The organism is Microcoleus sp. N9_A1 (assembly GCF_036701795.1).
Classification (GTDB): domain Bacteria; phylum Cyanobacteriota; class Cyanobacteriia; order Cyanobacteriales; family Microcoleaceae; genus Microcoleus.
The window spans coordinates 64,820-79,386 of record NZ_JAUBRI010000022.1 but is presented as its reverse complement, the minus strand read 5'-3'; the positions used below and the strand labels follow the sequence as shown (position 1 = coordinate 79,386).

The 14,567-nt window shown below is 46.7% G+C and carries 8 protein-coding genes and 1 pseudogene; 6 read left to right on the top strand and 3 right to left on the bottom strand.

The window, feature by feature from the left end:
* Window positions 1-63: 63 nt before the first annotated feature.
* On the bottom strand, window positions 64-3,363 hold the full coding sequence (locus QUA58_RS13010; protein ID WP_333394386.1) for a glycosyltransferase: 3,300 nt from the start codon (window positions 3,361-3,363) through the stop codon (window positions 64-66).
* A gap of 176 nt (window positions 3,364-3,539) precedes the next feature.
* Between QUA58_RS13010 and cobA the strand changes: the two genes are divergently transcribed.
* The 6 genes and pseudogenes from cobA to QUA58_RS12980 all read left to right on the top strand — a co-directional run bounded on the left by cobA (window position 3,540) and on the right by QUA58_RS12980 (window position 8,695).
* Window positions 3,540-5,138 (top strand): uroporphyrinogen-III C-methyltransferase, encoded by a 1,599-nt coding sequence (gene cobA, locus QUA58_RS13005; RefSeq protein WP_333250622.1) that lies wholly within the window; start codon window positions 3,540-3,542, stop codon window positions 5,136-5,138.
* Between the two features lie 232 nt (window positions 5,139-5,370).
* Window positions 5,371-5,562 (top strand): DUF2281 domain-containing protein, encoded by a 192-nt coding sequence (locus QUA58_RS13000; RefSeq protein WP_333250621.1) that lies wholly within the window; start codon window positions 5,371-5,373, stop codon window positions 5,560-5,562.
* Window positions 5,549-5,935 (top strand): type II toxin-antitoxin system death-on-curing family toxin, encoded by a 387-nt coding sequence (locus QUA58_RS12995; RefSeq protein WP_333394385.1) that lies wholly within the window; start codon window positions 5,549-5,551, stop codon window positions 5,933-5,935. Before QUA58_RS13000 ends, QUA58_RS12995 begins: the two co-directional genes overlap by 14 nt.
* Before the next feature lie 226 nt (window positions 5,936-6,161).
* The gene (locus tag QUA58_RS12990; protein WP_333250617.1) at window positions 6,162-7,352 is read left to right on the top strand and encodes a tetratricopeptide repeat-containing serine protease family protein; all 1,191 of its coding nucleotides are present in this window, start codon (window positions 6,162-6,164) and stop codon (window positions 7,350-7,352) included.
* A 543-nt stretch (window positions 7,353-7,895) separates the two neighbouring features.
* Window positions 7,896-8,099, top strand: a pseudogene (locus QUA58_RS12985) (Uma2 family endonuclease); the annotation flags it as partial.
* 71 nt (window positions 8,100-8,170) lie between these two features.
* Window positions 8,171-8,695: a restriction endonuclease subunit R gene (locus QUA58_RS12980; protein WP_333250615.1), complete on the top strand. Its 525-nt coding sequence runs from the start codon at window positions 8,171-8,173 to the stop codon at window positions 8,693-8,695.
* 57 nt (window positions 8,696-8,752) lie between these two features.
* Here the strand turns inward: QUA58_RS12980 and QUA58_RS12975 are convergent, their stop codons facing one another.
* Entirely contained in the window at window positions 8,753-9,337 is a 585-nt protein-coding gene (locus QUA58_RS12975; RefSeq protein ID WP_333250613.1) for a YdeI/OmpD-associated family protein, read from the bottom strand.
* Between the two features lie 29 nt (window positions 9,338-9,366).
* On the bottom strand, window positions 9,367-14,514 hold the full coding sequence (locus tag QUA58_RS12970; RefSeq protein WP_333394384.1) for a CHAT domain-containing protein: 5,148 nt from the start codon (window positions 14,512-14,514) through the stop codon (window positions 9,367-9,369).
* Between the last annotated feature and the right edge of the window lie 53 nt (window positions 14,515-14,567).

Here is a 14,567-nt window from a genome sequence, read left to right as displayed (position 1 = left end):
TGAAAGCGCATACAAACGAAGATAAAACCGGGCATACACAAACAAAATTCGCGCAACACGAGACTAAGAAATTGCAATTTCTGCCAATATTTTTTCAGCACTATTCACGCTGTCAATATCGTAAATCTCCCGGTTATAACAAACAATTTGTGCTACCAATTTATCATGGTATTGTTGAGCTTTTTCTAACATAGAACCATGAGTACGACGATAGTTGACAACTACTTCTCTCGTTCCCAAAAATGGAACATTGTGTCTATGACAATTCACCCAAAATTCCCAATCTTCGTAACCTTCTTTCATTTCAGTCTTGTACCCGCTGACCAAATTCAAAACAGATTTGTGATACAGTGAAGACGGGTGAATCATGTTAGATTGTTTGATGTTTTCGGGAGAATACAACTCGTAACTTGGTACTGTGCGATTTTCAGTGCCAAACATTTGATAAGAACCAAATGCTACGCAAGGTACATTTGATTTTAAACATATTCCTAAAAGGTCAGTTAAGGCGTTTTCAGCTAGGATATCATCAGCATCTAAAGGCATGATGTATTCACCGTTTGCTGCTGCTATGCCAGCATTTCTAGCACTTGAAAGCCCTTGATTAGCTTGTTCTATTAGCCTAATTTGATACTGGGGATTTGCTGCTATCAATTGTTTGGCGACTGTGCTAGTAGTATCTAAACTGCCATCATTGATAATGATTATTTCCCAATTTTTGTAAGTTTGGTTGATAACGCTAGTTACTGCTTGCGGTAAAAAATGAGATTGATTGTAACAGGGAATAATCACAGATATCAAAGGTTGACTTGCAAGCTGCGGCGAAGCTGCGACTTGCTTTACACTTTGTGGATGGTTTGAGTGTGAATTTTCGCTAGAAGTTCTAGCCACTTGTAAGCTGTAAAAATAAATCTTTGGATGGACGATCGCTAATTGATTCAGATCGGTATTTTGATACTCCTTCACTAACCTCGGATATCTCGACAAGTGTTCTTCTTTGACAAAAATCAAGATATTTTGAGCGTACCAAGGCTCGACTTTTTCATTGTTCCATATTTTTTTTCTCAAGCAGTCAATGACTACAAAACCGTTTTGTTGAAAGTAATAAGCCCAATATTGTGGCCACTGTTCGTTAAGGTGTTCGACACCGCCTTGAAATGGTATTGCTGCTGAAAACAAAATTACTGGTGCTAGTTTAGTTAGAGAATTAACAAAGTTTTCCGCACAGGTACTGGGTAAATGTTCCGCAACTTCCAGAGAAATTGCCAAATCAAACTTTCTTTCTACTTGCAGCGGTTGCTTTAAGTCGTAAGACTTGAACTGATTTAAAGGAATTTCTAAAAGAGTGCGATCGACATAATCGCCATCTATTCCCAAACAGTCAGCAATTCCCAACTTGTGAAACGCAGCTAACCAACCTCCCGTACCGCAGCCCACATCCACCACACTTTTAGGTAAAATGGGTTGCAGCAAGTCTAACAGCAGGGGAATAATTTCTCCAGCAGAAATGCGAGTTCCTTCTCCGATTAATTGGTAAAAATTTCTTGTATAAGATGACGGTGGGTTGTGAGTTTTTTTGCTGCTTGTTTGAGAATTAATTTTATCTAAACTGCTAATATTGTAACCGTGCAAATGTGCTGGCAAATTCCAGGAAATCTTGGGATCGGGTTGATGTTTTACCGGTTCGACATTCCCCCGCCAAGCTGCACCCATAATTTGCATTGTTTGATAAATTACAGTATGCCATCCCCTTTGTTTTAAATAATCTAAACCTTGAGCAACAGCGGGAGCAGCTAAGTCGTGAAATAAAATTATTGCATTTTTTTCTGCCAATTGTTCGCAGACAATAGCATCATTTAACGGGCCTGGCGCTCCGTGTTCTCCGTCAATAAAAATTAACGACCATTTGCGGTTAAATTGATTAGCTAATTCCTCTACTTTTTGGGGGCTGTAGCCGGGTACTAGCTTCACGGAAGTTTGCACGCCAGAGGCATTGAGAGCGCCTTGAATTGAATCGATGACGCTTTGTCGAATGTCTTCTCTTTCTAACAGCGGATCGATTACATCTAATTCAACTCCTGCGAGGGCTAAATGACAGGCAGACCATCCCAGCCAGCAGCCGATTTCTAAGGCTTTTTTTCCGGCAAATTGCAGGGCTGTATTGTACAAAATGTGTGCTTCGTCGCGGCTGAGAAATCCGACTGAACTAGCGCGGCGATCGACATACCAATTGTGCTGAATTTCCCGGCGTAGGTAGGGCCACGAACAAGTTTGAGTATCGCCGACAATCATGTTGGGAAAATAGGCATCTGGGAGAATAATTTTCAATCCGGGCGAGACGTAATCTCCGGCGGGTAACAAAGTATTGTTGTTCATTTCAGATTGTGGCGGTAATGTAATTTGTGTTGGTTTTAACTGTGGAGATACTGGCTGTTGTATCGGTTGATAGCGGAGACTAATTTCTATTTGACTTCCGTCGGTTGTTGCTAATGTTACCAAGTCGTGCTTGTGACCGGTGATGTGCAGAATGCCGATCGCCCCGTGCGGCAAATACGGCTCCACAAAACAGGCTCGCTGCTTGTCCCAGACGGGCAAACCAAAGTTGCAGCTCCAGTTGCACCGAGCCGGCAGCATCTCTGTTTTGTCAAACATTTCAGTGCCGTAAACCAACCGATTTAAAGCTATTTGGTCAGTCATTAAAGAAACGTGCCGCTGCAATCCCTCTCCCAGATATTCCGCCCATAATTCCCAGTGCGGGGCATCTTTTTTTAGTGCGAAAATACCTGCATTTATAGTTGGATAGGTGTGCAACTGTTGGGCAATTTCTTCGCCAAAAGCTGCTTGATAATCGCGGTAAACAAATTCCCAATACCAAGGCAGTTTGCCGTAAGCTAAATAATAGCCTCTGTCTAATTCGGGAACAACTGCTAAACCGCGTTTTGCCGCGCCTTTAACTAATAGTTCAACAGCTTGCCAATCTTGCACCCAAGCATCGGCATCTATCCACAGGTAGATGTCAAAGTCTGGGAAGTAGCGGCGCAGAAACGGACGTGCTAGAAGTCCTTTGAGATAGTGAGGGGATTCATTTCTGCCGGGAAAGTCAAAGTTCCAATCGGGTTTTTTAATGAAATTAACTTGTGTTTCCAGCCACTGCAATTGTTCGGGAGTGCAGCCGAGATCGAAAAAGCCGATCGCCACATTTGCACCCTCTGATTTTTCCCGCACTGATAATATAGTGCCTCGCACCAGTTCAAAGTAATTTGCATCGGCGGCCGTGATGATGATAATCTGCATAAATATAGGATTTTTGGTTAGGAATTGGGCATTGGGAATTGGGCGGAGCGAAGCGGAGGGATTGGGCATTGGGCATTAATTATTTGTTATTTGTTATTTTTTATTTCATGATTGCTCCTTCTTCCTTCTTCCTTCTTCCTTCTTCCTTCTTCCGACGGACTTACATCCGTTACATCCGTTACATCCGTTACATAATCCGTTGCCGAACTTCCTTCTTCCTTAAATTATACTATCGAGGATGACTTATGAAAAACCCAAAAGGAAAAGTTTATCTAGTCGGTGCGGGGCCCGGAGATTGTGACTTGATGACAGTGCGATCGCACAAACTGCTATCCCAAGCCGAAGTTTTAATTTACGACGCTCTCATCGACATCCCACAACTCGAATTAATCCCAGTAACTTGTCGAAAAATAGAAGTCGGGAAACGCGGTGGCAAACCTTCCACCCAGCAGCAAGAAATCAACCGCTTGCTGGTAGAACAGTGTAATTTAGGCAAACAAGTAGTGCGCCTCAAAAGCGGCGATCCGTTTATTTTTGGCCGCTCCAGTTCCGAAATTCAAGCATTGATAACAGCAGGCTGCGAGTTTGAAGTAGTACCCGGAATTTCATCCGCATTAGCCGCACCAATGCTAGCAGGAATTCCCCTCACAGATGCGGTGATGAGCCGCTGTTTTGCAGTGATGAGCGCCCACGAAACAGATGCTTTAGAATGGGAAGCATTAGTGCGGATTGAAACTTTGGTAATATTGATGGGAGGGCGCAATTTAAGCGAGATAATTTGGCAATTGCAAAAACACGGGCGATCGCCCGAAACACCGATCGCCATTATCCGAGATTGCAGCCGCCCCGAACAGAAAATCTGGATCGGAACTCTGTTCAACATCGTACAGCAAACAGCAGGTCAATCTCTATCGCCTTGCGCGATCGTCATTGGAGAAGTAGTCAGATTGCGCGAATATTTAATCGGATCGGAAAACCCAAACATGAGCGTTACACCAGTCATTTCTAACAACAGCCAGCCGCTAGCCGGAAAAACGATTTTAGTCACCCGCGCAGCTTCCCAGTCCAATCAATTTAGCGATCGACTCCAGCAACTAGGAGCTCGCGCGATCGAAATGCCCGCCTTGGTAATTGGTGCGCCGTCCACTTGGGAACCATTAGACAGGGCGATCGCACAATTGTCAAGCTTTCATTGGTTAATTCTCACATCCCACAACGCTGTAGACTGGTTTTTTGAAAGATTGCAAGCAAAAGGCAAAGACGCGCGCAGCTTGTCTGGCATTAAAATCGCAGTAGTAGGCAAAAAAACAGCAGAAAGTTTGCGATCGCACTCTCTACAACCAGACTTTATTCCCCCAAACTTCGTCGCCGACTCCCTAATCGAAAACTTCCCCTGGCAGGGCGGGCACGGGGGCACCGCCCCTACAAACTGCAAGATTCTATTTCCCAGAGTAGAAAGCGGCGGGAGAGAAGTTTTAGTCAAAGAATTCACCGCCAAAGGAGCGCAAGTAATCGAAGTACCAGCTTACCAATCTTGCTGTCCCGAAACTATCGCTCCGATCGCCCTAGCCGCACTCCAAAATCAAGCAGTAAATATCATAACCTTTGCCAGTTCCAAAACCGTGCATAACTTTTGCAATCTCATAGAAAAAACCCCAGAATTGTCTTTGTCTGAGGATTGGTTAGAAAATATTTGCATCGCCTCGATCGGCCCGGAAACTTCCAAAAGCTGCTATAATTTATTGGGCAAGTTAGATGTGGAAGCTCAGGAATATACGTTGGACGGGCTGACAGAGGCGATCGTGGAATGGGCTGCAGCACATCAAAAATCACCCGGCGGTTGAAACCGCGGCTACACACACAAAGTCCGCCTCCGCGGACTAAGAAGGCGATATAAGTTGTAAACTGGTTGTAAGGTAATCGCGACTACATAGACAAACCAGAATATCAAAAATCACCTGCAGTCGGCGGAGGCCGACTTCGTTTGTATAGACGCGGTTTCAACCGCCGAGTTTTACTCAGCCATTGATGATCTAATCTGCGGGATGTAAAACAATAAAATAACTAGGAGGAAACATGAGCGCAAAAGACCAACTTCTTCAAGAACTCGATCGAGTACCAGAACCTTTGCTGCTGAAAGTGCTGGAATTTGTTCGTTCCTTAAAAACTGAAGAAGAACAACAACAATTAGAAGCCAAAGCATGGCAAGCATATCTAGATTCTGAACGCGAAAGAAAGGAGGTTTATCATCGCCTTGCCAACTCCTAACTTTATCACCAAAAATACGGTTCTCAGCATTCATGCCAGACAGATAGAGAGATTTGGTGGCACTTCCGGGGTTAGAGATGAAGGCTTGTTAGAGTCAGCTTTGGCTCAACCGCAAGCAACTTTTGGCGGTCAATTGTTGCATCCGACAATTGCCGAACAAGCTGCTGCTTATCTCTATCACATAGCGATGAATCATCCGTTTATTGACGGCAATAAACGATCGGCTTTTGCGGTGGCGGATACCTTTTTGCGTTTGAATGGTTGCACTCTAAATTTAACGGACGATCGAGCATATAATTTAGTCATGCGAGTCGCACGGGGAACCGTGACAAAGGAAGAATTAAGCACCGAGTTCGAGTCATATATTGTTTAGTTTTAATAAGTAAGTTGGGCCGCCTAAGTTGAAATCGAGTAAAGTGCGCCCGGGTACACCCTACATTGAAATAGACAATCGCGGAACAAAATAGCAAGTAAAATTATCACTAAATAACAAAGCCGACCAGGTTTGGGTCAACCCATAAAATCAAACTAAAAACAAAAAAAGCACAAACCGCCGCCATCAGCCAACTCGCGCTACCCAACTACCAATTCCCACTACCATGAATATAAATTTTTCTCGTTTCGACACCTTAAGCAGCGTGCTAGCAGGAACTACCGCAGCCTTAACCATAGTCATCAGCCAGCCCGCGATCGCCAAAACGCCCCAAGAAGTCGCCAGCATTGCCGGGCCGCTGACAGTACAAATTAACAGTTCCATCGGAGACGGTTCTGGGGTAATTATTGCCAAAAACGGCAAAACTTACACAGTTTTAACAGTCAATCACGTCGTAGAAAAAGCAGACGTGAAATACACCGTTCGCACGTCGATCGGCAAAAACTATCAAGCAACTGCAGTCACTCGCTTGCAAACAGCCACAACAGATCCGGATTTAGCCGTAGTCAAATTTGAAAGCCCCGAAGAATATCCAGTCGCGACGATCGCAGATTCCGATCAAGCCGTCATCGGCACTCAAATCTTCGTTTACGGCTATCCCGCTACGGGCGGACTTTTCGGCGCCGAACGAGAACCCGAACTCTCTCCCGGACTCGTTACCAGCCGCCCACGCAACCGCCCAGAAGGTTACACTTTGCGGTATCAAGCCGTAACTTGGAGTGGCATGAGTGGCGGCCCAGTTTTTGACTCCGAAGGCCGAGTCATCGGTTTACACGGACAAGGCGAATTCGGTTTCGCGCAAACGAGTTCCGGCGAAGTCGCCCCGATTAAAACCGGATTTAATGCAGCAGTTCCAATCAATACATTTATCGCGAAGTTAGTGGCGGCGGGAATCAACAAATCCGAGTTGAAAGTAGACAATACTCCCTCAACAAGCGGCCCGGTATCCACCGCCAATCCGCAAGATGCTCAAGCCTATTATTTTCGAGGACTTTCGCTGTTAGATCAAGGAGATGCTTGGGAGGCGATCGCCGATTTCAACAGAGCACTGGCTTTCAAGCCCAAATATACCCCAGAATTGTATTTTAATATCGGTAATGCCCGCACTTTCATGACCGCCGGCTTGCCTCAAACCGAACCCACTCGCGGTTCCACTGCTATTCAAGCATACACGCGGGCGATCGCAAGCAATCCCGGTTTTGCCGACGCCTACTACAACCGAGCTTTAGCTTACCTGGCAACAGAAGACAAACCAAAAGCAATTGCCGACTTTGAAAAAGCAGCAGAACTTTACAAGCAAGGCGGGAGAACAAGTGCGTATCAAGACGCGCTCAACAGAATCAAACAATTGCAGTAACAGTTGACAGTTGACAGTTGACAGTTGACAGCTTGCCCTGAGCTTGTCGAAGGGTTGACAGCGAAGTTTTTAGGCAGGGTATTTAAGCCCCTGCCTAAAAACAATCCACCTAAAGGTGGGGGCTTAAATCCCCTGTGCAGCAAAATTAGAAGTTAAGGATTAAGAATTAAAAATGGGATAATTCATTTTGAATTTTGTAAGGATTCAGGTAACATAACTCCTTGCTGGGTAAAGACTTTAGATCTGTAGCTTGATGCTAAATTAATCTCTATTGTCAAGCTTATGAGGAAAAAATGTGATTTATCGTCATAAGAGTGACAGTGAACAGAGCAAGACAAAAGCCCTTACTTTGCCCTGAAAACCTTGCCAGACAAGGGTTGCATCTGCAACTCTTTTGACCTGAATCCTTACTGAATTTTTAATCTAGTTGATACAAACAGCAGGTAAATAAGAATGACTGCTATCACATTAAACCTCAATTCCATTATCAAACTAACTTCCGAACAGTTCTAACAACTGTGCGAATAACACCGCGATCTACAATTAGAACGCAACGCCAATGGACAATTGATCGTCATGCCACCAACCGGAGGAGAAACAGGAAAAAGCAACTCAAGATTTAACTTACAGATTGGACTTTGGAACGAACAAGCCGAACTCGGTGAAGCCTTTGATTCCTCTTACAAAAGATTTGGAATTAGTTTAAAATTATGGTTCAAACAATCCAAGCTAAAAATGTCACATTAGCAGAAGTAAAAACACTTTTTGACCTGCAACTTGTCACAGACGACTAATTTTTCAGAGAATGGCAAGACGAGTTGCCAGAAATCACTGAATTTCAACAACGACAGCTAGATCAGATCAAAGCGGGTTACTTCAATTTGCTGAAATATCCGCCGATGCTGGAAAAACCCATCAGTTTGTCGATCGTCTCTCCGCTGTTATTTACCGGGGAGTTTTACCTGCATCCTTTTTACATTAAACCGGAAAAATCCGTCGAGATTTCTGAAGAAGAGGAAGGAGTTATCATCAAAGGCAGCATCGACACTTTAGTTTTAAAAGATCAGTTTTGGCTGATGGTAATTGAATCGAAACGAGTTTCATTTTCCATCAAAGCGGGATTGGCGCAAATCTTAGCTTATATGCTGGCAAATCCCAATTCCGACAAACCCAGTTACGGCATGATTGCGACAGGCGGCAGTTTCATCTTTGTTAAATTAGTGCCAGGAGAATCACCTCGATATGCCACATCCGATCTATTTGGAATTAGCAATCGCACCAATAATTTACATGATGTACTCCGCATCCTCAAACGCTTGAGTCAGATAGCAGCTAGCAATTAGTCATTAGTCAGTAGTCATTAGTCAGTAGTGATACCGCACTCGCGACACCAGAAATTATCAGCGAATCAAGGGATTTTTGTTTTGTGCGACCGAATATATAGTTTTCTCGATTCTGCTCAATCTTGTCTCTGGGCGTTTAGCACTTTGAATCCAAAATAGAATATTTTTTTGAGTTGTTTTGTTGAATGCTGCAAAGTTGCTGTTTGCAGCATCGTCTGTTTCTAAAGCTGCTTTTAAGTCTGCTGGAATTACTAATGCTTCAATCAAATCTAAGCTCGTCCACGAGCCATCTTGTTTAGCTGCTATAATTTTTTCTAACCCAGCTTCCGTCATCTTCCCTTCGGCGATTAATTCTTCGATATATTGCTTGTTCAATTTTGACCAAACACTTTTGGGTTTTCGAGGCGTGAAGATTTGTCGATAACTCTCTGCATCCAAGGATTTGACTTTGCTGTCAATCCAACCAAAGCAAAGTGCTTCTTTGACAGCTTCGCTGTACTGCACGCTTGGTTTGCCACTTTTGACCTTGTAGTAAACCAGCCAAACTCCGATCGCATTTCCATAGTTTTGCTCCAACCATTGCCGCCAGCAGGCGCGATCGCTAGCATAAACTACATCGAGTTGGTCTTCAAATTTCGGCATAACAGGAAAGAGATTTAACCACAACTATCTTACCAAGGCGAACCAATCATCGTAAAAGCAGCCCAATAATAAGGATGCGACAAATTACGATCGCCCCTGGCGGCCAACTCCGCCGGCAAAGGTAGAGCTTGATTGTTGCCCGATCGCACCAAATAACCATCCTGCAACCGCACTTCACCCCGCAGCATCGCCAACTGCGCTTGCCGCAAAGCCTCAGCCTTAATCGGCGCAGTACGCAACTGCTGGTAAAACTCAGTCATCAGCCCCAAAGTACCCGCATCACTGACGTACCACAAACTCGCCAAAGCCGATTTTACCCCAGCGTGCACCGCCAACCCCGCAAACCCCAACTCAGCTTGTTCGTCACCCACCGCCGTAGTACACGCACTCAAAACCAACAACTCCACCTGCGGGTTAGATAACTTCAACTCACCCAACTGATTTAACCGCAACTTAGTATCCCAAAACTGAATGTAAGAATTTTCCGATCCCCCTGGCTGAAAATCGCCGTGAGTAGCCAAGTGAATAATTTTGTATTGCGGTTGATTGCGCTTATTCTTCAAATTTGCCAAGGTAAAAGCTTCATTGAGAAAAGACGCACCAGGCCAAATCTTGCCCACAATTGTCGATATTTCCAACGGCACCGCAGGCAAAGGATTTTGATCGTATTTGGCAGGAAAATTCGACGCACCCATCGCCAAAACTTCCGAACCCCTAACATCGGCATAGCGAGTATCAGTCAAACTCAAACTGGGAATCAGCCCCAAACTGTACTTTTCTACCAAAAACTGTTTGCCGTCAAAAAGAGCAGCCAAAGGCAAAGTTCGCAAACCGGCATCCATCGAAAACACCAAAGTGTCAATCTTGTTAGCCTCCAATTCCGGTTGCAGCGGTGCAATTAACCACTGGTAAAGTTCCTGGGCAGGTTCCTTATAATCAGTAGCATTCAATCTCCTGGGGCTTCTCACAGCATTAGTGAATTCTTTAGCAACTTGCAGCACAGTCTCGCGGCTTGCAGGCACGCTTTTAAAAACACTTTTGCCGTCTGGCAATAACAACACAAGTTCTAAATGTTTCTCTTTCGCCCACACGTAAAGGATAGCGGGTTTAACCCCAGTCAACCGATTGACGCTGCTGAGAGTCTCTCGAATACTTTGCTGCGTGACAGACTTTTGATCGAGATTGCCCCCAAAGTAACGTTCAAATTCCCGGCCCTGAGTTATATCCCTTTGCTGCACTGCGTCGATCGGACTTAGTTGCGCGATCGAAGTGGAGCGAGAAATCTCAGGAACCCTCCCATTCCCGATACTTTCTACACTCACCGCACTCACGGGCTTTTGTGCAGTTGGCACTGCGCTGCCGTTTTCTGTCGTTGCAGGCGTACCCAAATTGTCTTTTAACACCGACGGCGACAGCAGTACCGGGCCGGCAGCAGTCTCGTTCGGCCGCGCCTCAACAGACGCAGCAGCAGGTTCTGGCGAGACATTTGCGTTACTGCTCTTTGGCAGCGACGCTGCGGGGCCGAGACTCACCTGAGTCACAATTTGTTGAGAATTGTCTGTAGTTTGCAGTTCCACGCTGGTAGTTGGTGCCGGACTCGGCACGATCGCCAGCGGCCCGATCGCAGTTGAGGAGGTTGCAGTGTTCGACTTCGAGTTTCCCGTCCCAACAGTCGCCGCCGTGCAGGTTCCCGACGGGCAAGTGCTTTGCAGCAGCGTCTGTGAACCCGATTGAGCCAGCCCGTCTGTAGAAATGCTGACCTGGGCGCGCTCAGCAGCCGTTCCTGTTCCCGCAGCCCGAAACGCTCCCCCAGCCTCGATTGCCACATCGCCGCCGGTATTGCCACGAGCTTTGATCGAAACAACTTCAATATCTTTCTGCCCGGTAATTTGGCTCGAACCGGCACTTCCCGATTGCGAACTAGAGTTGATCACCCCTGTAACGATCCGGCCCGACGCCGCAATCGAAATATCTCCCCCGCTTCTGGCACCAAAAGCATCGATGTTGCCGGTTTCTACCGCACCGGCGCTGCGGATATTGATAGGGCCCGCCTCCCCGGAAGTTGAGCGAGATGAAACCGTACCAGCAGTCAATTTGCCTTGACTGCTAGTGATGTTAATCCCCGCATTCGAGGTAACATCTCCGACGGCTACAGTACCGCCCATCAGAGCGATCGTGGCGTTATCAGTGCCGAAGATCGCACCCGTTCCCACGATCGCGCCGCTGCCCGACGGCGATCGAATCGTCGTCGGATCTTGAAATGTCACCGCCACTGGCGTTGAATTGAGCGTTGAATCTGTCGTTCCAGAACCAATCGAGATCACACCGCTACCGTCAGAACGGCCGATCGTGATCGAAGCAAACCCATTCCGAAAAGTGTTCAATTCCGCAGCCGTCAATTTCAAAGCTTCTGTATCGCCAGAACCTTGAATTATAATATTTTGACTGGGATCAGCCGGTTGCAGCACCAGATTGCCGTTGCTGGCGATCGAATTTTTGTCACCCGTCAAGTCAATTTCGTTGCCGGTCAAAGTAATATTTCCCGGTGTTTTCGAGCCACCAGCTTTGATCGCACCTGCTGTGACTCCATTGCGTCCCATCAGCGTCACATTCCCCGCGCGATCGCCCCTTGTGTCGATCGCCCCGGCAGTCACCGTGCCCTGTGCGGTAACACTAACATCTCCCGCCGAATTGCCTATATCTTCGGAAGAATTGACAGAAGTGTTGATGGTGCGGGCAGTTCCAGTAAGTAGCTGACCGGTTGTGACATTGCCTGCGTTGCTGACGATGCGAATTTCCTGATTGTTGGTAGTGATATTTCCGGTACGGATATTGCCATCACCTTTGATAGTAATTGAGGCATTGTCTGCCCCTGTCAGGGAATTTGTGGTAGTGATTGTTCCCAAACCCGCTGGCGATTGAATAATTAGCGGATCATAAAATGTGAAATCGTTGGCAATCAGAATTGAACCGATACCGTTGCTGCGGCCGATCGTAATTCCAGCAAACCCATTTTCCAAACTTCCGAGGTCGTTTGCCGTCAGATTCAAATAAATATTAGTGCCGACATCTCCAGAACCGCCGATCGCAATATTTTGACCGGGGCTCCAAGGTTGCATTACCAAAAAGCCAGTGCCGCTGACTGAATTTTTGTCACCTTTAAAATTAATTTCATTACCAGTCAAAGTAATGTTTCCCGAACCAAGAGCGACGAAGCTCACTCCCAGAACATTCCGAGCCGTCAAAGTTACATTTCCCGTCGCTTCCCGGCCGCTGGCATCAAGTTTTTCTGCCGTTACGTTCATGCCTTCGAGTAAAATATTCCCGCTGGTTCCGGTGCTGGGATTGGATGAACTAATATTGTTAGCAACAGTCGAACCCTGACTAATCAAACTAATATTTCCGCCGTTGCTCGACAAATTACCCGCAGTAATTTGACTTCCCGAAATTGCGATCGCACCGCCAGCCGTGCTAATTGTATCTCCAGAATTCATCGAAAAAACGCCCGCACCGCTGCGATCGGCATCTGCTCTCAATGTCACCGAACCAGTAGTTGCTTTCAAGCTCAACTGATTGTCCGCCAAATCAGCAATTGTAATATCGTTGAGCGCTTCGAGAACCACATTTGCAGTCGCCGACATACTTTCCAAAGCTGTAGCCGAAATTGTCAGCGAAGGCTCAGAATTCTTTTCCTGTCCTGGTAGCGTTCCTGTTGCCAAAATATTATTGTTGGCAATAATTGCCGCATCGCCGGTACCTTCTGCAGAATCTGTAATTAAGATATTCTCTGGATCTAACAGCAAAGTCCCCAAACCGTTTGTCCCGGAAGTATCGACAGTACCGTTAAAAATCAATCTTTGCTTGCCCGAAACTTCCACAAACCCGCCCACACCTGCGGTGCCAGTTGTAGAAACGCCATTCGCGCTGATGCTGCCTAAAAATGCTGTTGTGTTGTCAGCCCAGACAAAAACTCTGCCACCGTTGCCTGATTCAGTTGCGTTGGCGGCGATCGAACTTTTGCCATCCACGTAAGTCATCGTCGCATTCGGCACAGTTCCCTCGCCTCGGTAATCTCCCCCGATCCGCACCGTTCCGCCGCCGCCGGGCCCCGAAGCATCAATCTTCGCTCCCAACAAGCCTACCTTGTCGCCCAACACATTGACGCTTCCTCCCGCGCCCCCCCTGGCAGACACGTCCGCAGCACCCGCTAACAGCGCAGTTCCAGCACCTGTAGGCCCTGTTTCGCCGCCTGTCAGTACGACTTCACCTTGAGCGTTCGTAATTATACCCGTAGCGTTAGCCACGCCGGGCCCCGAAAGCAGCCGAGGTAAAGTCAGGGGAGAGAAGGGAAGAGCTTCCGAACCCGACACTCCGGCTGCTGGAGAAACTTCTAAACTCAGCAAAAGTCCGTTTTGACTCAACCGCACCAGATTTTCGCCCCGGACAGCCGCCACAGTAATTTGACCGCCTGGGGCGGAAAGTTGCCCCGTACTGATGACCGTGCCGCCCAGCAAAGTCAAATTTTGCCCCGTGCCGACAGCCAAGTTACCGGCATTGACAATACTCCCTGGCTGTGGGTCAAAAACAAAAGCATTCGGCGTTCCGACTAGGGCTGCGTAGTCGATCGCCCCTGTAGCGTTGAACCAACGGTCGTCAAAACCGATACCGCTAGCGGTGGTAGCAAAAAAAGACCCGGACACATCGAGTCGGGCATTTGTTCCGAAGATAATGCCTGCGGGGTTCATGAGGAACAAGTTAGAATTGCCGCCGCTAACTTGAATTAGACCGTTAATTAACGAAGCGTCGCCCCCGACAACGCGGCCGAGGATATTTTTAACGCTGGGGTTCGAGATGAAATTGGCAGTTTCGCCAGAATTCAGATTGAACCGAGTAAAACTGTGGAACAAATTTGCTCCGTCTCTGGAGGTAGTGCCACCTTTAATGTCGTAGCGAGGAGGCGACACTGTACCTGGGGCGGTGACAGTGGTTCCGGTGCCGTCTGGGGCTGGAGTAATAGATTGTGCCGCAGCAATTTGAGATTGGGGATAAATTGCCAGGAGTACCCATCCGCTGCTGTTTTCTTTGAGGAAAACCAGGTTGGGGGAAAAATCTAATATCCAAAATCCGGCAATGGGAATTGCTGCCAGAATCGATCGCAGAGCACGTTGAGCATTCATAAGTTTGCCTCGATCTAGACCTTAATTCGAGTTTAAAATTGAGATTTTAGGTA